The sequence below is a fragment of the Rhizobium sp. 18055 genome (assembly GCF_902706285.1).
Lineage (GTDB): Bacteria > Pseudomonadota > Alphaproteobacteria > Rhizobiales > Rhizobiaceae > Rhizobium.
In genome coordinates, this window is sequence record NZ_CACSKD010000007.1 from 157,953 (window position 1) to 179,702 (window position 21,750).

Genomic DNA, 21,750 nt, shown 5'->3' on the forward strand with positions numbered 1-21,750 from the left:
GATCCGGCGACCGCCGGATCGTTGTCCATGCCAGGTTTCGGTGGGCGCCGTTGCGCACGCATTGATAAGGCCCAGGCTGCCAGATAAGGTCCGCCAAAATTCCGGAGCAGGCGAGACAGCAGTGAAGACCCTCATCATCAGCCGCATAGCCGAAGACAAGAGACGGCGTTTTCAATCGCAGCAGATGACGAAGCTCGGGCTGGATTATCAGTTCCTCGATGCCTTCGAAGCCCGCGACCTCTCCGCCGAAGACTGCCAACAGGCCGCCAACGGCTGGCCGAGCCCGACACTGCGCCAGGACATCGCCTGCTTCACCTCACACAGAATGGCGTGGAAAGCCGTTGTCGAGCGCAAGGAAAAGACGCTGATCCTCGAAGACGACGCTGTGCTGTCGAGCGATATCGCAGAGGTGATGGAAACCATCGCTGCCCGCAACGACGACTGGAACTGCGTCTACGATCTCGAATTCGTGCCGCTGCCACATATCCTCGGCAAATCGCCATTCTGGGCAGACGCCAAGGCCGGCTTCAAGGCCAGCCGCGTCTTCCAGAACCGCCTCGGCCTCGCTGCCTACATCATCGGCCCGGAGGCAGCCGCAAGAATGCTTGAGGATACCAAGCGCTATTCACTGATCGACGCTTTCTTCTGGCACCGCGCCTGGCTGAAAGCCTACCAGATCGAACCGGCACCTGTGATCCAGCAGCGCTTTCTCGAAGAGCATTCCGACAAGCCGGTGTTCTTGCGCATGGCCAATGACGACACGTTTCGCCCGCAAGGCAGGCAGCGCAAGCATCTGCTGCGGCTCTGGCTCGAAGCCATCAAGGCGCGAAATCTGCTGAGAGGTGCATTCCGCAGCGAGAAGCGTGCCGTCGAGATCGACAAGGCGAAGTTTTCGCTCGACCCCGCCGGATCAGCAGACTGATCGGATCGGCAACCGGCGGCGATAAGAGGTCATCGCCGCCGTTGTCTGAAATCAAGCCCTCAGCCGCGACCGCGATAGGTCGCCACACCCTGATCCGGCAGCCACACGCCTTCCGGCGGCTTGCCGGTCTGCCAGAACACATCGATCGGAATGCCGCCGCGCGGATACCAGTAGGCGCCGATCCTCAGCCACTTCGGATCGAGCAGTTCGACCAGCCGCTTGGCGATATAGATCGAGCAGTCCTCGTGGAAAGCGCCGTGATTGCGGAACGAATGCAGGAACAGCTTTAGCGCCTTCGATTCCACCAACCATTCGTTCGGGATGTAATCGATGACGATATGGGCAAAGTCCGGCTGCCCGGTCATCGGGCAGAGCGAGGTGAACTCGGGTGCGGTGAAGCGCACCACATACTCGGTCCCGGCATGGTTGGACGGCACCTTTTCCAGCACCGCCGTCTCGGGCGATGTCGGGGCTTCGGTCTGCTGGCCCAGCATGGACAGGCTGGATACGTCGGTATTGGGCATTCATGCCTCCTTGATGACTTTGACGCGGATGCCGTGGGCCTTTTCGCCCTCCGGCTCGACGTGAATGGCGATGCTGGAGCCCGGATGCACGGCACGAATGGCATCCTCAAGGCGATCGCAGATATCGTGCGCCTGCCTTACAGACATCGCAGCTGGCACGACAAGATGAAAATCGATGAAAGTGACGGCGCCGGCGCGGCGCGTCTTCAGGTCGTGCACCCCGAGCGATCCCGTCGCATGCGTGGCGATCGCATCCTTGATGGCGATCTCCTCATGCGGCTCGACTGCCTGGTCCATCAGCCCGCCGATCGAATGCGAGATCACCTTCCAGCCCTGGTAGAGAATGTTGATGGCAACGAGAATGGCAAGGATCGGGTCGAAGATCGCATAGCCGGTGGCAAGTGCCAAAAGCAGGCCGATCAGCACGCCAACCGACGTCACCACATCGGACATGATGTGCTGGCCATCGGCCGTCAGCGCCGCCGAACGATACGTGCGTCCGGTCCTGATCAAAAGCCGGGCCCACACCGCATTGATCACGCCCGCCGCGAAATTGATCGACAGACCCAGCACCGGCGCATCCAGCATGCGCGGATCAGACAGATGCCCGACCGCCTCGTTGACGATCAGCAGCGCCGCGACGACAATAAGGACGCCCTCGGTGACCGCCGACAGATATTCCGCCTTGTGGTGGCCGAACGGATGGTCGTGATCGGCAGGCTTCTGCGCATAGCGGATGACGAAGAAGGCGATGAAGGCGGCAACGACGTTGACCGTCGATTCCAGCCCGTCCGAAAGCAGCGCCACTGAACCGGTCACCCACCAGGCCACCATCTTCAGGCCCATGACGCCGAGCGACATCGGGATGCCCCAGAATGCCAGCCGCCGAACCGTAAGATTGCCCTGTTCGCTCATATCTACCCCCTGCGTAGTTCAAGTCTGTCGTGCCAGTGCGGATGCGAACGAATTGCAGAAACAATGCCATTCAAACGCAAAACCGCCCGCGCGAAAATCGCGCAGGCGGCTGTTGCGGGGGATATGGGCCAGAAATGGGGATTTGTCAAAGTGGAAGTGGCGGGGCGTGGACGGCACGCAAGCGTTGGAACGCAAAACAGGCCAGATTGCACCACAAGCGATCGTCAGGTCTACGATTAGCGGAGCATTTCATCGAAATCTGCAGACGACATGCGTCTTGGTTTCCCCAAGCTGCTGGTGGCGGCCGCGATTGAAGTTTGCGAGAGTATGGCCCAGTCGTCGCCATATCGCAGGACGGTGAAGCCAATCGCATACTGGCTTCCCTCGAACGAAAGCAGGGCAACCCGCTCGGTCATTTCATCGGCACCATTGTTACCGGCAAGCAAAGCCATATTGGCCTGATGCATTTTGCTGTTCATGATTCTGGGGTTGGGAATGCCGATTTTCAAAAGCGAAAGACCTTTGAGCCGATCGGCACGTAATGAATCGACGAAACCGTTAATGCCAGCTGCATCAACTCGAACGGTGCTGCTATTGACGAAATCAGTTGTGGTCATCAGGCCGTAGATCAGCAGCTGAACCTGCTCAGATATCTGGCTGGTAAACTTTGCTCTGTTGATGTCAACAAAGAGCGGGTCGGTGGGTGGCATGGGGTACGAAGCGCTGAGCATCTGAAGTCGGCTTGCAGCAGCGACGAAGTCGGACTGCGCACTCATTTTGTCCACAGTGGTGGTAGCAATGACGGCTTTGAAGTCTTGATGGGCGATGGCGTCGATATGGGCAGAAATCGCTTTCTCCGGTGTCGCACGATCGGCAGTGTTGCCTGAAGATGGCCAAAGGCCGATAACGGTGACGCTTACTGAAAAAATAATCGAAAATATCAATGATCGCTGCATAGGACCCCCTGTAAAATACTGCGCTTTAACGCGGGTTTATGGTGACGTCCAGTGGACGCGCGTGGAGGGGCATCAATGTCCGTAAGGGCCGAAACCGGCCCGAATGCCTGTGGTCAGCAAATTTAAACGCAAAGCGCAGCGCTTTCCCGACTTCGGCATGATCAGGAAACCAACTCGCCCGCGGTCGAAGTAGCCGCGCGCCTACTCCCCGCTCTCACCCACATCGCCAGCAACCACCACCGTCTGCGGCCAGCGCAGCAGGGCCGCCTCGCCCGCTTCGTTCAACGCATAGACACCCTTGCCCTGCCGCTCGAACCAGCCATAGACATTGTCGAGCATGATCCTGCCCGCCTGCGGCGCCACCGTCTTCATGTCGCGCGGCCGCACCAGCCCTTGGGCGAGCAGCGCCGCGCAGGCCAGCGCCTGTTGTCGGTAGGCCGTCATGATCGGCGCCCGTGAGCCGCCGCCGAGAACAGGATCGCCTTGGCGCCGTTTGTGTTCCTTCACCAGCCGCGTCCGGCGCTTGGGATTGGTGCGCGGCATCGGCGACACGGCACTGACGATGACGCTGACTTCGCCGCTATCGGCAACGCCGAGCATGCCGATGCCCATCCGCCGGCAGAGATCGCGATAGCGCTTGTCAGACTCTCGTCCCCGCCCCTTGGCCGAAACGCGCGCCGCGATCCACACCTCGTCGCAGATCGCCGCCCGATCGACCGCCTGCAGGATAAGCTCGAGATTGAACGACAGCTTCAGTTCGCAGACCACCACCACGGGCGGATCGCCGTCACTGAGGCCCACGACATCGCAGCTGCCGATCTCACCCTTGACGACAAAGCCCGCCGCCTCCAGAAAGGCTTTGACCGGCAGATAAAGCGACGTCTCCATGAAAACGACGGCTCAGGTCGGATTGAGTTCGGCAATCTCGCCGAATTTCGCCAGCAGCCGCGGCGACGACATATCCCCGGTTTCCTCGTCCACCATCACGGCATAGGCGGCAACGCCGATAAAGCGCTCCGACATCGAGGTCGCGATCTTTTCCGCGCTGATCGGGTTCGATGCCTGGCGCATTTCGCCGGGAACCAGATTGCCGCGGTTCTTGCGGTAAGGGATCACGATAAACTTTTCACCATTGGACACGAGCGGCATTCCCGAATTGATCGTTCCTGAAACGTTCTGATTTGCACCAAGAAGTCAACCGAACTCTGCACCGCTCCGCCAGAAGCCACCAAGGCAGCCCATAATCGCACCGGAATCTTACGTCTCACCATGCAGACGCAGTGAAAGCGTCAGCATCGGCGGCAATGCCGTCCACCATCCGGTCGTCAACCCCGCCTGCCGTAGCGCCGCCGCCGTCCACGTATTGCAGCCGACCAGCGCGTTGAAATAGCCATCGGCCTCGAAGAACGCGTCATCCTCGCCATAGGATATCCCGAGCGCTACCGGCTTGCCCGCCGCGCCTGAAAAGCTGCCCTCGACAAAGCCCATCAACCGCTCGCGGCCTTCGCTGCTGACGCTGATCGGCTTCACGGCCGGATGATCGAGCGGAATATCGCCGGCCAGCCCGACATGCATCACCGAACTGTCGAGCGTAAAGCTCTTCAGGACCGGCATCGGCTTCAGATCTGCCCATGTCGGCGTCTCGGTGTAGAACGAGCGCCCGCCCCAGCCGATCACGATGTAGCGCACATTCGGATTGTCGATATCGAGCCCGGCATCGCGCAGGAATGCGAAGCGGGCAAGCGTCTCCGCATCGATAGGCAAAGCGAGGTCGGTGTGAATAGGGTTGCTGAGCACCAGAAACCGGTAGGCTGTCGTTCCGCTATCAGCAGCATCGGAGCGCCACAAAGGTCGCGGCACGACGATGCCGGCGATGACGATCGCAGCGACGAGCAGAATGGCCCCTGCGATAGCTTTGATCACTTTCAAGACCACGACGTTACGCGCTCCAATCCTCCGGCAAGGGGCTTTCGCTTCCCCTCAAGCGGCTCGTCGCGCAAAGCGCCCACGGACCTCTTCTCCCCGGTGGGGAGAAGAGAAACCTTTCAGCCAACCAGCCCCAGGCCAATCAGCCTCAGGCCGCCTTGGTGCTGGCCTTGCGGGCCAGATGTGCCACCACATTCTCGATCATCCGCATGCCGGCATCGCCACCGAGCGTCATGATCGATTCCGGATGGAACTGCACCGCGGCGATCGGCTCCTTGGCATGTTCGATACCCATGATCGTGCCGTCATCGCTTTCCGCCGTGATGATGAACTCGCGCGGCAGCGTCGAAGGATCGGCAAAGATCGAGTGATAGCGGCCGACCGTTATCTCCTTGCCGAGACCTGAAAACACCAGGCCGGGCTCCAGCACGCGGATGCGCGACGGTTTGCCATGCATCGGCACCGCCAGTTGCCGGAGTTCGCCGCCATAGGCTTCCGCGAGCGCCTGCAGACCGAGGCAGACGCCGAAGATCGGCAGGTTGCGCGCCCGCGCCTTCTTGATCGTCGCCTTGCAATCGAAATCCTTCGGATTGCCAGGCCCCGGCGACAGCACGACCAGATCCGGATCGAGCCGATCGAAGATCTCCTCGGCCACTGGCGAGCGAACGGTCGAAACCGTCGCCCCCGTCTGGCGGAAATAATTGGCCAGCGTGTGCACGAAACTGTCTTCGTGATCGACCAGCAGGATCTTGACGCCCTTGCCGACGGCAGCGACGTCGCGGCTTGCCTTGCCGGAATTTCCGGCCTTGGCATCGCGAATGGCGGAAAGCATGGCAGACGCCTTCAGTTCGGTTTCGGCTTCTTCTTCATCGGGAATGCTGTCGTTGAGCAGCGTCGCCCCTGCCCTGACCTCGGCAATCCCGTCCTTGATCCGCACGGTGCGAAGCGTCAGTCCGGTGTTCATGTCGCCATTGAAGCCGACCATGCCGATCGCCCCGCCATACCATGCGCGCGGGCTCTTCTCATGGCCCTCGATGAAGCGCATCGCCCACAGCTTCGGCGCACCGGTGACAGTGACCGCCCAGGCGTGGCTGAGGAACCCGTCGAACGCATCCATGTCGTCGCGAAGGCGGCCCTCGATATGATCGACCGTGTGGATGAGGCGCGAATACATCTCGATCTGTCGGCGACCGATGACCTTCACCGAGCCGGGCTCGCAGACGCGGCTCTTGTCGTTGCGGTCGACGTCGGAGCACATGGTCAGCTCCGACTCGTCCTTCTTCGAGTTCAGCAGCTTCAAGATCTGCTCGCTATCGGCAATCGGGTCTTCGCCACGCTTGATCGTGCCCGAGATCGGGCAGGTCTCGATCCGGCGACCGGAGACGCGCACGAACATCTCCGGCGACGCGCCGACCAGATATTCCTGGTTGCCGAGGTTGATGAAGAACGAATAGGGCGACGGGTTGATCGCCTTCAGCCGCTTGGAAATATCCGACGGCTTGCTGTCGCAGCGCTCCATGAACTTCTGCCCGGGCACCACCTCGAACAGGTCGCCCTTGCGGAAGCTTTCCTTGGCCTTGGTCACCAGTTCGGCATATTCGCCGGGGCGGTGATCGCTCTTCGGCGGAATGGTGTCGGTGCGCTGGAACGGTTCGGCCGGAATATCCCCCGCCTTGCCTTCGGTGGTCATCCCGCCCTTCTCAAAATCGTAGCGGTCGATCCAGGCCTTGGCCGAATAATTGTCGACCACAAGGATCTCGTCCGGGAGATAGAGCACCATGTCGCGCTGATCGGCGGGGCGCACCAGCTTCAGATTGATCGCATCGAACTGGAAGGCCAGATCGTAGCCGAAGGCACCGTAGAGCCCGAGGCTGGCATCGGCCTGCGAATAGAACAGATCGGTGACGGCGCGCAACACCGTGAACACCGTCGGGATCTTCGAACGCTCCTCCTCGGTAAAGGCGCGCTCCGGCGTCTTCACGGTCAGATCGAGCCGCCGCGGTGTCGAAGCGCCGAGCACCAGATCGGAAATCGTCTTCAGGCGCTCGATGACGAAGCCGAGGATCACCTCGCCGCGCTCGTTATAGGCGTCGATCCAGACATCGCGGCCATTGCAGGAAATCCCGAGCGGCGGATCGACGACAGCGGTATCCCAGCGGGTGTAGCGGCCCGGATATTCGTAGTTCGACGAAAACACCGCGCCGCGGCGCTCGTCGAGCTTGTCGATGTAGGACGAGACCGCATCGCCATAGGGGATTGCCCGGCGCTGCCGGGTGACCGTGATGCCACCCTTGGTCTCGTATATCTCAGCTCCGTCATCCCGCAGGATCGTTACCATTGTTCCACTCCGTTATCGGGCCCGGATGACAGGCAGCCTTGAAAACAAAAAAAGCCGCCTGGTTTTCTCCGGGCGGCTCATCGTCGTCTTTAAACACGATTGGTCGAGGCCGCTTTAGCGAGCCCACCACCAGATTGCGATGTTCAAGGACATGTTCATGGGCGGAATTGTTAGCGTGAGATGAGGATGAGCGCAAGAGGCTAATGCGGGAATGAAAAAGGGCGGCACCTGGCCGCCCTTTCGCTGATTTTGGATCAGAACCGCTGGTTCAGCGAGATCTTGAACGTGCGGCCTGGCTCGGAATAGTAGTCGCGCGTTGCTGCAGACACCGTTGTCGTCTTCAGATTCAATGCGTCGAAATAGGTTCGGTCAAACACATTGTAGACGCCAGCGTTGATGCGCAGACCCTTCATCTGTTCCGGCTCCCACCATGCCGTCAGATCAACGATGCCGTAGCCTGGGGCCTTGAAGGTTGCGGTCGATTTGTCCGACACGCCGGCAACGGCTGTAAACAGGGCATCGACGCCCCATTGTTCCGCAGCGTAGCCGAGACCAATTGTTCCCTTAAGCGGCGCGACGGAGTTGAGCTCCTTGTTCGTAATCAGGTTCATGCCGCGGGTATAGGCAAGGCCAGCGCGGACATTGAAGCCATTGGCGAACTGCTGGTGGGCACCAATCTCCACACCCGAGATCTGCGCACGAGCCACGTTCTGATAACCGCTGACATTGTTACCATAGTCGGCCGGGTCGTAACCGATGGCCATTGCTTCAGCGGTGGTAAGGGCACGCGTGTCGATGAAGTTGCGATAGCGATTGTAGAACAGGCTGACGGAGCCACCCAGGTCCTCATCGCCGAAGCGTGCACCGACATCGAAACCGTTGCTGGTCTCGGGCTCAAGGTCAGGATTTCCGACCGTCAGGTAAGTGCCGACGCCGCCGTAGGTGAGGTACAACTCGTTTGTCGTGGGCGCACGGAACGCCATTGCCCATTGCGCAAAGAGAGTGACGTTATCGCTGAGTTCGTATTCCGCCAAGAGCTTGGGCGAGAGTGCGCTATCCTGAGATCCGCGCGGCATGGACGGCCCCAGCGGACTATCAGTGTAAGCGGGTGTATCCTGCGGATTACGATCATACCAATCGAAGCGAAGGCCCGGCGTCAGCGAAAATCCGCTGTCGCCCAGCGTCATGCGGTCTTGGACGAAAATGCTCAAATCCTTGCTATCCACGTCGGGCATGTCCGACTGGTTGGTGTGGAGGTTGGAGCAAGCTGCATAGAGCCCGGTATAAGGTGCCGACGCCGGGCAGGAATCGACGCCCGCAGAATACTGGCCCGCTTGCGAGATGAACGCAGTCGCTCCGAGTGTGAGGACGTGATCGACCATTCCGGTTTTGAAGCCGCTGTCGATGTAGCCGTTGAAGCCGAAGCCGGATTCATCCATGCTGTTTTGGCGCAGGTACACGCCCGGCACACTGGTATAGCGATAGGCATCGGTGCTGAGCATCCGCTCCTGCTTCTGCCAGTAGAACGTCGCCTGCGCGGCATCGATCAATCCGTCAGTGCTCGGAGCCTCATATTCGTAATCGAGAGAAACGCGGGTACGTTCGTTGAGCTCGCCGGAGGAATAGTTGCCGGGACGGTAGTTGCCCGTCGGCGTTTGACCCTGCATCAGGTCGGTATCCTTGTCGAAGCGAAAGCGCTCTGCGGTAAATCCGAACGTGTGGCCGGAATCCGTTTCCTGGCGCAACTTGAACAGCATGTTGTACTGGTCGTAATCCGCAGGATTTGCCTTCGTGCGGGTCGCGCCGTAGGTGTCGACGGTGCCCTGGTTCTCGCGTTCATGGCCCTTCTTGTAGCTGCCAAGGAACATGATCGAGGTGTTCTCGACACGCTTGGCCACGGCTGCGCCGTTGAACCAGCTGTTATCGGTACTGTCATAACCAGTTCCGACCTTGCCGCCCCAGTCCTTACCTTCCCCGATCAGGTCAGCAGGCTCGAGCGTACGCAACAGAAGCGCACCACCCATCGCACCGCCGCCAATACGGCTGGAGTCGGCGCCTTTCACCACATCAACCGTCGTCAGCGAGAAGAAGTCAAAGCTGTCCGTCCCACCACTCGTTCCACGCGCGCCGTCTCTAAAATAGGTCAGCGGGATACCATCGACCAGCGTTGCAACACGATTACCCTCAAGGCCGCGAATATTGACGCTGTTGGTCGAGCGGTTGAAATTCACACCCGGATCGATCGCTCGACCAAAATCTTCGATGCTCCGGACCTGTTTTGCTTCCAGCGTGGCCTCGCTGGTCTCCGTTGCAAGCGGCGTGTTTGCAACATCCCCGGCATTCATCACGCGCTTGCCCTTGACGACGATTTTCTGCAGCGTCGTGCCGCCATCATCAGCTGCCGCCGCGGCAGTCGTTGTGGCTGGTGCACTCTGCGAATACGCCTGTGCAACAGGCCAGGCAATAAAAGCAGCGCTCACCAGAAGCGCCGAACGCCAATATCGGATAACCATAAACAACCCCTCATGTGAAAAATGTACCGGGCTGGCTGGTCTTCACGCATCTGCGTTTGGAGGGGCTGGCTAGGCGTCACGGCGAAAAATTCCGCCTTCTTCCTGCCGCATAAAAAACATGAGTGTGGTTGTCAATATATCTGCGCGAGATATCATGATTTATTTAGTCATGTTTTGACGATGACGATCAACGTTGCGAAATTGCAACGAAATCTGCTCCCATACGTTGTCCTTCCGCTGGAATGAAACGATGGATGGATGCGTGCGGAAGATTTCTCAAGTCGCGACAGTGCTTGCCTGCCTGACCATACTGACCGGCGCAGCGTTGCCGGAAACCGGTCCGAAGCCGGAGGTGAAGCCCGCCGAGCAACAGGTAACCGACCCCGCAAACGTCGATGTCGCGCCGAAGCCGCAGCCCAAACCGGCGTCGGACACCGCCCCGGATGCAAAGGCTGAGCCGGCCGATGCACCCAAAGACAAGCCAGACACCGACCTGGACAAGGGCAAGGACAAGGACAAGGACAAGGAAACAGACACGGCCAAACCGCAGATGCAGGGACCGAACCTGCCCTCGAAGCAGACACTCGAGGCCCAGCACCTGACCATCGAGCCGGAAAGCGATGCCGATCACTCCGAATGCGTCAAGGAACTTCAAAGCCTCGGCGTTGTCTTCACCGATCTCTCCCGCATCAATGACGGCAATGGCTGCGGCATCGACAAGCCGATCAAGGTCACCGAGGCGCTTCCCGGTATCAAGCTGAAGCCGGATGCGGTTTTCCGTTGTCCGGTCGCGCTGGCGCTGGCCCGCTGGATGCAGGGCACCGTCATTCCGGCCGCCGCGATCGCAGCGAAGGATCAGGGCAGGATCACCACCATCAACCAGGCCTCCTCCTATATCTGCCGGCTGCGCAACAGCGCCGAAACCGGCAAGATCTCCGAGCATGCCCGCGGCAACGCGGTCGATATCGCCAGCTTCAGCTTCGAGAAGGGTGAGGACATATCGGTCAAGCCGAGGCGCGAGGATTCGACCTTGGTCGGCGCCTTCCAGCGCACCGTCAGCGCAGCCGGCTGCCTCTATTTCACCACCGTACTGGACCCCGAAAGCGACGCCGCCCACGAAACCCACTTCCACCTCGATGTCCTCGAACGCAAGGGCGGATACCGATATTGCCATTGATTTTCAGTGCGTTGTCACCAGTCGCGGAATCAGGTTCTGAACGCGCTGAATCAACTTCCGCCCCCTAGAACAGCCCCTCTATAGAACCCTGCTCATTGAGATGGATCCGCTCGGCAGCGGGTGATTTCGGCAGGCCGGGCATGGTCATGATCTCGCCGGTGATGACGACGACGAAGCCGGCGCCGGCCGACAGCCGCACTTCGCGCACCGAGACGATATGGCCCTCAGGCGCCCCGCGCAGGTTCGGATCGGTCGAGAACGAATACTGCGTCTTGGCGATGCAGACCGGCAGGTGGCCGTAGCCCTGCTCTTCCCAGATCTTCAATTGGTCGCGCACCGCTTTGGTCGCCGTCACCTCGCCGGCGTGGTAGATCTGCGCCGCAACCTCTTCGATCTTCTGCATCAGCGGCATGGTATCGGCATAGATCGGCGCGAATTTGGCCGCACCCGACTGCGCCATCTCCACCACTTTCCTGGAGAGCTCCTCGATACCGGCAGAGCCTTCCGCCCAGTGCCGGCACAAGATGGCCTCGGCGCCGAGATGCGCCACGTAGTCCTTCACCGCCTGCACTTCCGCATCGGTGTCCGAGACGAAGTGGTTGATGGCAACGACAACCGGCACGCCGAATTTGCGCACATTGGCAACATGCCGCCCGAGATTGGCGCAGCCGCGTGTCAATGCCGCGACGTCCTCGCGGCCGAGTTCGCCCTTGGCGACGCCGCCGTTCATCTTCAGCGCACGCACCGTCGCGACGATCACCGCGGCATCCGGCTTCAGCCCGGCCTTGCGGCATTTGATGTCGAAGAATTTCTCCGCCCCGAGATCGGCCCCGAAGCCGGCTTCCGTCACCACGTAATCGGCAAGCTTCAACGCCGTCTTGGTGGCGATCACCGAGTTGCAGCCATGGGCGATATTGGCAAACGGCCCGCCATGCACAAGCGCCGGATTGTTCTCCAGCGTCTGCACCAGGTTCGGCTGCATCGCATCTTTCAAAAGCACCGCCATGGCGCCATCGGCCTTGAGATCGCGGGCAAACACCGGCGTCTTGTCGAAACGGTAGCCGATGATGATGTTACCGAGCCGCTCTTCGAGGTCTTCGAGATCGGAGGCCAGGCAGAGGATCGCCATCACCTCCGACGCGACCGTGATGTCGAACCCGCCCTCGCGCGGAAACCCGTTGGAGACGCCGCCGAGCGAAGCGACGATCTCGCGCAGCGCCCGGTCGTTCATATCCATGGCGCGGCGCCAGCTGACGCGGCGCACGTCGATATCCAGCGCATTGCCCCAGTAGATATGATTGTCGATCATCGCCGCCAGCAGATTGTGCGCCGAGGTGATCGCATGAAAATCGCCGGTGAAGTGGAGGTTGATGTCCTCCATCGGCACCACCTGCGCATAGCCGCCGCCAGCAGCCCCGCCCTTGATGCCGAAGCATGGGCCGAGCGAAGGCTCGCGCACGCAGATCACGGCCTTCTGTCCGATCCGGTTGAGGCCGTCTCCGAGCCCCACCGTCGTCGTCGTCTTGCCCTCGCCGGCTGGCGTCGGGTTGATGGCGGTGACGAGAATGAGCTTGCCGTCTGGCCTGTGCGATAGCCCGGCGGTGAACTCGGCGCTGATCTTCGCCTTGTCATGCCCATAGGGAGACAGTTGCGAAGCAGGAATGCCGAGCTTGTCGCCGATCTCATAGATCGGCTTTTTCGTTGCGGCACGCGCAATTTCGATGTCGGTCTTATACTCGGTCATGCCGCTCTCAGCCTCTTTTCGTCCACTCGTCGCCACATTTATTTCAATGGAGTCGCGAAATATACCGAAAGTTTGCCACCCCGGCAGTTGCGCGCAGACCGGCCCTGCCTCTATCACCGATCCATTGATCAAGCATTCGCGGGGACAAGCCATGAAATCACTCGAGCTCATCGTCGAGCGCATCATCCTTTCCAGCCGGTGGCTCCTTGTCGTCTTCTATCTCGGCCTCGCCATGTCGCTCGCCGTCTATGCCGTGTCCTTCGGCTACAAGTTCTACAAGGTCACGATCAACGTCTTCACCTATGACGAGGGCGAGATGATCCTTGCCATGCTCGGCCTGATAGACGCGGCACTGGTTGCCAGCCTGGTCGTCATGGTGATGATCTCGGGCTATGAGAATTTCGTCAGTCGCTTCGACGAAACCGAGGCCGATGTCTCCTTCATCGGCAAGCTCGACGCTGGCAGCCTGAAGATCAAGGTTGCCTCCTCGATCGTCGCCATCTCCTCCATCCACCTGCTGCAGGTCTTCCTGAATTCCGACCGGTTCACGGATGGCAAGATCATGTGGCTCACAGCGATGCATCTCGCTTTTGTCGTCTCCGCCGTCATGCTCGGCTTTCTCGAACAACTGATGAAGAAGACCAAGGATACGTCGAAGATCTAGAGCAACGATGATTCGCCTGCACAGGCCTCCGCAACCTACCGTAGACAGCCATTGCCTTATATCGTTGCGGCCTGCGCAACAAAGCAGCAGGCCGTCGCCCATCGGTTGATTTCGAAACCGCTTGAAAACAACTCAGCGGGGATATTTTGTGATTAAATTATAACACCGTAATTTAATCACTGTGCGTCGCAACAATTGTCACTAGCAAATATATCAGAGACGATATCTTATCATCCGAAATGTAGGCAGACAGGGACTCGTTGATGTCTTACGTAACTACCTCGGAAAGACAGTCCGTACTGACGGCCGAGATGACTGCGGTAAAGACCAGGGCGGCTTTTGCTCAGGCGCTGATCCGCTCCGCCGAGGCATTCGGCTTCAAGCACGCCACGCTGATGGATGCCCCGACCGCCGAAAGTTTCCTGATCAAGTCCCTGCTGATCGAAACCAATCTTCCGACAGCCTATGTGAACCAGTTCGATCGTGCGCGTTTCATGCAGCTGCCGCTATTCTCCAGCGGCGTTTCAAGCTCGGTCATACCGAGAACGTGGAACCTCAGCGACAAGGGCAGTGTGTTTCCCGCCGAGCTGCAGGAATTGCAAAGAACCTTCGGCATGCAAGTCGGTGTTGCCCTTCCTGTCCACGCCGCCGACGGACACCGGCTGCTCTTCTGGTTCGCAGGCACCCGCGCACCGCTCGGACCAACCGAGATCAACGAGCTGACCATGGTCATGCTGCATGCACTGGACGCCTTCAATCTGGTGAAATCGTCCAAAACCACCGAGTACCCGCCTTTGTCTGCGCGTGAGCGCGAAGTCGTGCGCTGGACATCGCAGGGCAAGACCTCGATCGAGATCGGCCAGATCCTGTCACTGTCTGACCACACCGTGAACGCCTATATGACCAGCGCCATAAAGAAGCTGGATTGCGTCAACCGCACCCAGCTGGTCGCCAAGGCGATCCGCTACAAGCTGATCGCCTGACGGACGCCAGGCGGTCCAACAGACCTGCCAGCCGAACCGCCCTAGCGGCCCAGCACGGCGCGCATTTCCACCAGGTTCGAGCGCACTCTCAACATGTAGAAGCCCATGGTCGCCAGATGGCTCGGCATGATCCAGCCATCCTCGCGCCCATTCGAGATGATCGCTGGCTGGATCCGCAAGGCCGACTGGAACTGTGCATTGGTGGCGCCGTAAAGCGCTCCGAGATTGCGCTCCGCCACGACCCGCGAAAAGTCCGACTGGGCTGCAGCGAGGATGGCATAATAGCCGTAAAGCTGGCCGTAGGCGAACCAGAAGCGATCATCCGCACGCGTGTCGAACCAGCCGCGGGCGTGGTTCGCGGACCGTTCCGCCAGCATGTCGGAGGTGCTGCCGAGATCGTTGGCGATACGGTCGATGAACTGGATCAGGTTGTCGGCGCGGCTGTCGAATACGGCGTTGCAGCTGGCAAGGTCGGTGTTGAACTTGCGAAGGCTTTCGATCGCCGAGCGATAGTAGCTCGGCGTCGGTGTCTTCGGACCGAACGGATCGAGCCCGAAATACCAGCTATACTCGTCGAACTGCAGGTTGCCGCGCGCCTTCTGCAGGTCGTTGTTGATGCCCGACGTGCCGCGCACGCGGCCAAGTGAATCGACCAGTTCGACGGCGGTACGGCGCACGGCCTGGTTCACGCCACGCTGGAAGGAAGCCTTGTTGTCGAGGAAAGGCGTGTGATCCCAGTCGATCCCGAAAAAGCCGAGGCGATACAGCAGCATGGAGGAAATCCACGCATTCTGGTTGACGTTGAAGTCGGTGAGATCGGCGGTCACATCGACGATCGCCGAGCGCTGGCATACTTTGGCAGCCGGTGCAGCAGCCCCTTCGGCGACCGGCAGTTCCTGTCCGGCAGGAACCTTGCGCTCGGCAAGCCGGTATTGATCGACAAAGGAAGGATTGAAGCCCGTCCACGCTTGCGTCTGCCAGAAGAAGTAGCCGTAGAGCGCCACCATCAGCGCCAGAAAACCGAGTACCGGCAGCCGCACCATCCAGCTGCGCTGCACATACCAGCCGCGCGCCGCCATGAACGGCCAGAAGGCCCATGCGACGAAAAGCCGTGCCCAACGACCAATCGTCCGGCCGATCGATCTGAAAAAACCGGAGATTCCGTCAAGCATCATCTGCTCCCATGCGGCAAGAGGCGAGTATACAATCAGCCATCAGATATGTGCTCGGCTGCCAAACGGCAACATCATGCTGATATTATTGTTTCTTCAGCCGATGTTATGGACGTAACATCCGCAACCGCAGTCGCGACGAGATTTTCGTCGTGTCGATCAGCGGCGCTCCTGCCTCGTCTTCCGATGAAGGTGCAAAGGCCGCAAACCTTTCGCCGAACTGCGCATCCGCGGCACGCTTGCGGTGCTCGATCTCCTGCGGCAGCAGCATCTCGCGTTCGAACAGAACAATCGCATCGGCGATATTGGGAAACAGTTCCGACGAGATCTGGACTTTCGAGCCCGGAATGTCGGTATCGACCTGCGCCTGATAGATCAGCAGCCGCTCTTCCGTGTCGATCATCAGCTTGCGCATCAGCGTGTTGCATTTGCCAACCTGAGCGTTGAGGCAATCCACCAGCAGTTGGAAGATGCCGATGAAGCGCTCCCTGCGCTGGCTTTCGTCGCGCAATTCGTGCTCCTGGCCGGAAACCTCGTTTGCCTGCGCTTTCAGCGCCTGGCGCTCCTGCTCCATCCGCTCCCATTCGGCCTTGCTGCCGTAGACGCCGATCCGGCCCTGCGTCGTCAGCGCCTTGGCATTGAGCTCCTTGATGCGGATACGGGCGATATCGACCTGATCCACCAGCCTGCGGCGGCGCTCGACGATATCGACGAGTTGCCGCTCCGCGCGCTTGTGAGCCGACAGCGAAACCGTTCGGTAGCGTGAGATCAACCCGGCAAGTCGATCGGACTTGTCCATCAGGTCGCGCAACCGCTCGACGACGGGCGCCGCCCGGACCCGGCTGCTGTGGCGACGCCACATCCGCTGGCGCGAAAAATGTCCGATAAACCGCTCCGTTGCCGTCAGCCCGCGAAAACTGTCCAGATCCGCGGAAACCCTGACGGTCATCAGATCGAGGTTGGCAACCAGTTCGGCAAGCAGGTCGGCCAGATTGCCGGCATCCGCCGCAGCACTCTGAAAGCGCTCGTTTTCGACCAGAAAGCGCTCGTCTCCGATGTCAGCGGGGCTTCGCGCGAACGCACCGATGAATTCGACACAGGCAGACACCCGCGTCGGCAGCTCTTCAGCCAGGACGCCGGCGGCATTGATTATGGTGTCAAACGAGACAGGCTTGCGCACCGAACTTCCCCGGGAATCGAATGGCCTCAAACTAGCCTTTCGTTTCGACAAAGAAAACAGCTGCAATGCATGAGATACGCCCCCAGCGCTAGGCGCGTTCCGCAGTCCATTCGCCGTTCATCGCGTCATCCCAATGACGCCGGCACAGCGAAACATATTTCTCGTTGCCGCCAACCTCGATCTGCGCCCCTTCCCTTGCAACATTGCCGCCGGCGTCGAGCCGCACCACCATCGTCGCCTTGCGGCCGCAATGGCAGATGGTGCGGACTTCCCGCATCTCGTCGGCAATCGCCATTAGTTCCTGCGAGGCCGGAAACAGCTTGCCCTGGAAATCCGTTCTCAACCCGTAGACCATGACGGGGATGTTGAGGCGATCGACCACGCGGGCCAGCTGCCAGACATGCTGGCGCGTCATGAAGTGTGCCTCATCGACGAAGATGCAGGCAATCGGCTCGCCGGAACCGCTGAGCTCGGTAATCAACGCCAGCAGATCGGCCTCCTGCTCGAAGGCGACCGCACTGGCCTGGAGCCCGATGCGCGAACCGATGATGCCCTTGCCCGCGCGCTCGTCGAAGGCCGCTATCAAAAGCAGCGCGCGCATGCCGCGTTCTTCGTAATTATAGGCGGCCTGCAACAGCATCGTCGATTTGCCGGCATTCATCGTCGAGTAGTTGAAATAGAGCTTTGCCATCGCTTTCTCCCTATTTCTGCTTCTTGGGAGCTCGAAAGAGCGAAGAAAAGCCCCGCATTTCGTTAATCACAGAAAATTCCCGACAAATCCCTTCAAAAACCTGAGAAAACCCAGGAAATCCAAGCATTCGCTTAAAATGCTGCACGTCGCAATCGGATACCGCAATGCGGCGCAAACGCAATGAGGTCGCTTGTAAAACTCCGCTATTGGTGATTGGCTTGGGAACGTAAGACTGGGAGTCAATAAATGAAAACGACAAGCGCATTCAAACTGATCACTGCCACTGCAGTTGCCGCTCTCTCTGTCGCAACCGCCGCATTTTCTGCAGATCCCGCCAGCTGCTCCGCGGTCCGGTTGTCGGACGTTGGCTGGACGGACATTACCGCCACCACAGCCACCGCATCCGTGATCCTCAAGGGTCTCGGCTACACCCCCGACGTCAAGGTTCTCTCCGTACCGGTCACCTACCAGTCGCTGAAGAACAAGGACATCGACATCTTCCTTGGTAACTGGATGCCGACGCAGGAAAAGGACGTTCGTCCGTTCATCGACGACAAGTCGGTGGAATCCTTCGGCCCCAACCTGACAGGCGCGAAATACACATTGGCGACCAACGCCAAGGGCGCTGAACTCGGTATCAAGGACTTCAAGGATATTGCCGCCCACAAGGAAGACCTTGACGGCAAGATCTACGGCATCGAGCCGGGCAATGACGGCAACCGCCTCGTCATGGACCTGATCGAGAAGGACACCTTCGGCATGAAGGGCATGGAGGTGGTTGAATCCTCCGAGCAGGGCATGCTGGCGCAGGTCGCCCGCGCCGAAAAGGCCGGCAAGGCCGTCGTCTTCCTCGGCTGGGCACCGCATCCGATGAACGAGAACTTCAAGCTCACCTATCTCACCGGTGGCGACGATGTTTTCGGTCCTGACTTCGGCGGCGCCAAGGTGTTCACCAACGTCCGTGCAGGCTATACCGCCGATTGCCCGAACGTCGGCACCATGCTCAAGAACATGGTTTTCTCTCTGCCGATGGAAAACCAGATCATGGGCAAGATCCTGAACGACGGCGAAGAGCCTGAAAAGGCTGCAACGGAATGGCTGAAGGCCAATCCGACGGCAATCGAACCGTGGCTGGCCGGCGTCAAGACGCTCGACGGCTCCGGTGACGGCCTTGCTGCCGTCAAGAAAAGCCTCGGCCTCTGATAACGAACAGCGGGGTGGCCTTGGCCGCCCCGCACTCGCTATCGTCGCTCCTGTTGTTGTTCTTTCTGGATAGGCACGCCCTTGAACTGGATCACCGACTTTAAAATCCCCATCGGTCCCTGGGCGAAAGCCTTCGTGGATTGGCTCACCACAAATGCCGACTGGTTCTTCAACCAGCTCGCCTTCGTCCTGTCGCACGTCATCGACGGGATCCTTTTCATCCTGCAGAAGCCGCATCCGCTGATCGTCATCCTCGGCATCACCGCGATCGCCTATCTCCTGCGCCGCTCCTTTGTCGTGGCAATCTTCACCTGTCTCGGGCTGCTGTTCATCATGAACCAGGGCTACTGGAAGGAAACCACATCGACGCTGGCGCTGGTGCTTGCCTCGACCTTCGTCAGCATGCTCGTCGGCATTCCGCTCGGCATTGCCGCCGCCCGCCGCTCCTGGGTCAACTCCGTGCTGCGGCCCATTCTCGACTTGATGCAGACCATTCCGACATTCGTCTATCTGATTCCAGCGCTTATCCTTTTCGGCCTCGGCATGGTCCCCGGCCTGATCGCAACCGTCATCTTCGCGATCCCCGCCCCGATCCGCCTGACCCGCCTCGGCATCATCTCCACACCGCCCTCGCTGGTCGAGGCGGCCGAATCCTTCGGCGCCACGCCGATGCAGGTGCTGCGCAAGGTCGAGCTTCCCTATGCGATGCCGCAGATCATGGCCGGCCTGACGCAGACGATCATGCTGTCGCTGTCGATGGTGGTCATCGCCGCCCTCGTCGGCGCCGACGGCCTCGGCGTGCCCGTGGTTCGCGCCCTGAATACCGTCAACGTCGCCAAGGGCTTCGAGGCAGGCCTCTGCATCGTCATCCTGGCGATCATCCTCGACCGAATGTTCCGCGTGGCGGGTGAAGGAGACGGAGCATGAGTGCGGTTCGCTTCGATAATGTCAGCATCGTCTTCGGCGACAAGCCGGAGCGTGCGCTGGCGCTTGCCGACCAGGGCAAGACCCGCGACGAGATCGGCGCCGAAACCGGCCTCGTACTTGGGGTCGCCGACGCCTCGCTCGAAATCCAGGAAGGCGAAATCCTCGTCCTCATGGGCCTCTCCGGCTCCGGAAAATCGACCCTGCTGCGCGCCGTCAACGGGCTTGCCCCTGTCGTGCGCGGCGAAGTCACCGTTTCCACCGCGACCGGCCCGGTCAACCCTTACAAGACCAGCGCCAAGGGCCTGCGCGATCTGCGCATGCACACCGTCTCGATGGTGTTCCAGCAGTTCGCGCTGCTGCCCTGGCGCACCGTCGCCGACAATGTCGGCTTCGGCCTCGAACTGGCCGGCATGCCGGAGCCTGAGCGCAAGCAGCGCGTTGCCGAACAACTCGAACTGGTCAACCTGACGAAGTGGGCCGACCGCAAGGTCAACGAGCTCTCGGGCGGCATGCAGCAGCGCGTCGGCCTCGCCCGCGCCTTTGCCACCGGCGCCCCGATCTTGCTGATGGACGAGCCCTTCTCGGCCCTTGATCCACTGATCCGCACCCGTCTGCAGGACGAACTCCTCGAGTTCCAGCGCCGCCTGAAGAAAACCATCCTGTTTGTCAGCCACGATCTCGACGAAGCCTTCCGCATCGGCAATCGCATCGCCATCATGGAAGGCGGCCGCATCATCCAGTGCGGCACGCCGCAGGATATCGTCAAGAACCCGGCCGACCAGTATGTCGCGGATTTCGTCCAGCACATGAACCCGATCAGCATGCTGACCGCCAAGGACGTGATGCAGGCGGGCCTCGGCGACGCCGCTATCGGCGCCAGCGTTTCTGCCACTGCCAAGGCCGAGACCCCGCTGATCGATATCCTCGATGCCCTCTCCCGCCAGCCGGGAACCATCGGCGTGGTCGAGAATGGCGCCATCATCGGCACGATCTCCGCTCAAGATGTCGTCGCCGGGTTGACCCAGCATCGCAACAAGGAACAGGCTTGATCTGGTCCTCCGCTTCCGCCAGAAAGTGGACATGAAAGATCAGGCTTCTGTCATCAGGGAAACGGACGAAGGGGCGCGCAAGCTTGCGCGCATCCTTCTCCGCTCCGCCCGCTACGCCGCAATCGCGGTGCTCGACCCGCAGACCGGCTTCCCCTTCGCCAGCCGCGTCCTCCTCGGCACCGATATCGATGGCGTCCCCGTCATCCTCGTATCGGGGCTCTCGGCCCACACGCGTGCCCTTGATGCCGATGCCCGCGCGTCGCTGCTCACCGGCGAACCCGGCAAGGGCGATCCGCTGGCCTATGCCCGGCTGACGACACAATGCCGTGCCGAAGCGGTGGAGCGCGACAGCCCTGTCCACGCCCGCATAAGGACCCGTTTCCTCAGCCGTCATGCCAAGGCCAAGCTCTATATCGACTTCCCTGATTTTCGATTTTTCCGCTTGATACCGGAGAATGCCAGCCTCAACGGCGGCTTCGGACGGGCCTATCTTCTGACCGGCAATGACCTGCTGATAGACTCACCTGCCAACGAAATCTTGGCATCGTCCGCCGAGGCGGTAGTGCGAGATCTAGTAGCCTCCGACCCCCTCCTGGCCAGGCGAACAGCCGTTGCTCTCAAGGGTAGAGATGGCCCCAAATGGCGAATAAGTGGAGTGGATTGCGCTGGTTTTGATATGATTTCGGGCGATTTGATGCTGCGGCATGAGTTCGATACCACTGCGCAGACACTCGATGAGCTTTGTTCACATATATCTAACATGAAATACTCAATACCTGAAATTTAGCTATATACAATCTTGAGCCCGTCTTGCTACTTTTCACCGTCGGTCATTTTCAGGCAGGCGCATCGTTTTTAGAAATCTG

Annotated in this window: 20 protein-coding genes; 8 read left to right on the top strand and 12 right to left on the bottom strand. The window is 60.1% G+C overall.

Translation table 11 applies throughout. The features are described from left to right. Window positions 1-121: 121 nt before the first annotated feature. Window positions 122-922, top strand: a complete 801-nt coding sequence (locus GVL52_RS14530; protein ID WP_160008257.1) for a glycosyltransferase family 25 protein — start codon at window positions 122-124, stop codon at window positions 920-922. 59 nt (window positions 923-981) lie between these two features. Here GVL52_RS14530 and queF read toward each other — a convergent pair whose 3' ends face one another. The 8 genes from queF to GVL52_RS14570 all read right to left on the bottom strand — a co-directional run bounded on the left by queF (window position 982) and on the right by GVL52_RS14570 (window position 10,061). Next, on the bottom strand, window positions 982-1,446 hold the full coding sequence (gene queF, locus GVL52_RS14535; protein WP_160008259.1) for a preQ(1) synthase: 465 nt from the start codon (window positions 1,444-1,446) through the stop codon (window positions 982-984). Further along, a complete protein-coding gene (gene emfA, locus GVL52_RS14540; protein WP_160008261.1) occupies window positions 1,447-2,361 on the bottom strand; it encodes a CDF family cation efflux transporter EmfA in 915 nt (304 codons plus the stop codon). It abuts the gene before it with no gap. Between the two features lie 236 nt (window positions 2,362-2,597). After that, window positions 2,598-3,317 (bottom strand): hypothetical protein, encoded by a 720-nt coding sequence (locus GVL52_RS14545; RefSeq protein ID WP_160008263.1) that lies wholly within the window; start codon window positions 3,315-3,317, stop codon window positions 2,598-2,600. Window positions 3,318-3,518: 201 nt separating this feature from the next. After that, window positions 3,519-4,205, bottom strand: coding sequence for a DUF2161 domain-containing phosphodiesterase (locus GVL52_RS14550; RefSeq protein ID WP_160008265.1), 687 nt, complete (start codon window positions 4,203-4,205; stop codon window positions 3,519-3,521). 12 nt (window positions 4,206-4,217) lie between these two features. Continuing rightward, entirely contained in the window at window positions 4,218-4,457 is a 240-nt protein-coding gene (locus GVL52_RS14555; protein ID WP_160008267.1) for a hypothetical protein, read from the bottom strand. A gap of 117 nt (window positions 4,458-4,574) precedes the next feature. Next, window positions 4,575-5,240: a TIGR02117 family protein gene (locus tag GVL52_RS14560; protein WP_244619175.1), complete on the bottom strand. Its 666-nt coding sequence runs from the start codon at window positions 5,238-5,240 to the stop codon at window positions 4,575-4,577. 151 nt (window positions 5,241-5,391) lie between these two features. Continuing rightward, the gene (locus tag GVL52_RS14565; protein ID WP_160008269.1) at window positions 5,392-7,581 is read right to left on the bottom strand and encodes an anthranilate synthase; all 2,190 of its coding nucleotides are present in this window, start codon (window positions 7,579-7,581) and stop codon (window positions 5,392-5,394) included. A gap of 254 nt (window positions 7,582-7,835) precedes the next feature. Further along, window positions 7,836-10,061 (bottom strand): TonB-dependent hemoglobin/transferrin/lactoferrin family receptor, encoded by a 2,226-nt coding sequence (locus GVL52_RS14570; RefSeq protein ID WP_306440362.1) that lies wholly within the window; start codon window positions 10,059-10,061, stop codon window positions 7,836-7,838. A 283-nt stretch (window positions 10,062-10,344) separates the two neighbouring features. Here GVL52_RS14570 and GVL52_RS14575 point away from each other — a divergent pair, with 283 nt between their 5' ends. Next, on the top strand, window positions 10,345-11,271 hold the full coding sequence (locus GVL52_RS14575; RefSeq protein WP_160008273.1) for an extensin family protein: 927 nt from the start codon (window positions 10,345-10,347) through the stop codon (window positions 11,269-11,271). A gap of 64 nt (window positions 11,272-11,335) precedes the next feature. Here GVL52_RS14575 and GVL52_RS14580 read toward each other — a convergent pair whose 3' ends face one another. Then, the gene (locus GVL52_RS14580; RefSeq protein ID WP_160008275.1) at window positions 11,336-13,015 is read right to left on the bottom strand and encodes a formate--tetrahydrofolate ligase; all 1,680 of its coding nucleotides are present in this window, start codon (window positions 13,013-13,015) and stop codon (window positions 11,336-11,338) included. 151 nt (window positions 13,016-13,166) lie between these two features. On the opposite strand from GVL52_RS14580, the gene GVL52_RS14585 reads away from it, so the two are divergent. Together GVL52_RS14585 and GVL52_RS14590 are read left to right on the top strand one after the other, a co-directional pair. After that, on the top strand, window positions 13,167-13,679 hold the full coding sequence (locus tag GVL52_RS14585; RefSeq protein WP_160008277.1) for a TIGR00645 family protein: 513 nt from the start codon (window positions 13,167-13,169) through the stop codon (window positions 13,677-13,679). Window positions 13,680-13,942: 263 nt separating this feature from the next. Then, entirely contained in the window at window positions 13,943-14,662 is a 720-nt protein-coding gene (locus GVL52_RS14590; RefSeq protein ID WP_160008279.1) for a LuxR family transcriptional regulator, read from the top strand. Window positions 14,663-14,703: 41 nt separating this feature from the next. Here the strand turns inward: GVL52_RS14590 and GVL52_RS14595 are convergent, their stop codons facing one another. The 3 genes from GVL52_RS14595 to GVL52_RS14605 all read right to left on the bottom strand — a co-directional run bounded on the left by GVL52_RS14595 (window position 14,704) and on the right by GVL52_RS14605 (window position 17,705). Continuing rightward, window positions 14,704-15,834, bottom strand: coding sequence for a DUF2333 family protein (locus GVL52_RS14595; protein WP_160008281.1), 1,131 nt, complete (start codon window positions 15,832-15,834; stop codon window positions 14,704-14,706). A gap of 106 nt (window positions 15,835-15,940) precedes the next feature. Beyond that, window positions 15,941-17,014, bottom strand: a complete 1,074-nt coding sequence (locus GVL52_RS14600) for a hypothetical protein (protein ID WP_160008283.1) — start codon at window positions 17,012-17,014, stop codon at window positions 15,941-15,943. Between the two features lie 88 nt (window positions 17,015-17,102). Further along, entirely contained in the window at window positions 17,103-17,705 is a 603-nt protein-coding gene (locus GVL52_RS14605) for a thymidine kinase (RefSeq protein WP_160008285.1), read from the bottom strand. Window positions 17,706-17,951: 246 nt separating this feature from the next. Here GVL52_RS14605 and GVL52_RS14610 point away from each other — a divergent pair, with 246 nt between their 5' ends. The 4 genes from GVL52_RS14610 to GVL52_RS14625 all read left to right on the top strand — a co-directional run bounded on the left by GVL52_RS14610 (window position 17,952) and on the right by GVL52_RS14625 (window position 21,671). Beyond that, window positions 17,952-18,908: a choline ABC transporter substrate-binding protein gene (locus GVL52_RS14610; protein WP_160008287.1), complete on the top strand. Its 957-nt coding sequence runs from the start codon at window positions 17,952-17,954 to the stop codon at window positions 18,906-18,908. An 81-nt stretch (window positions 18,909-18,989) separates the two neighbouring features. Further along, window positions 18,990-19,835 carry a choline ABC transporter permease subunit gene (choW, locus tag GVL52_RS14615; RefSeq protein ID WP_160008289.1) on the top strand — a complete coding sequence of 282 codons (846 nt, stop codon included), beginning with the start codon at window positions 18,990-18,992 and terminating at the stop codon, window positions 19,833-19,835. Beyond that, on the top strand, window positions 19,832-20,884 hold the full coding sequence (gene choV, locus GVL52_RS14620) for a choline ABC transporter ATP-binding protein (protein WP_160008291.1): 1,053 nt from the start codon (window positions 19,832-19,834) through the stop codon (window positions 20,882-20,884). Before choW ends, choV begins: the two co-directional genes overlap by 4 nt. A gap of 31 nt (window positions 20,885-20,915) precedes the next feature. Further along, a complete protein-coding gene (locus tag GVL52_RS14625; protein ID WP_160008293.1) occupies window positions 20,916-21,671 on the top strand; it encodes a HugZ family protein in 756 nt (251 codons plus the stop codon). Window positions 21,672-21,750: the final 79 nt, after the last annotated feature.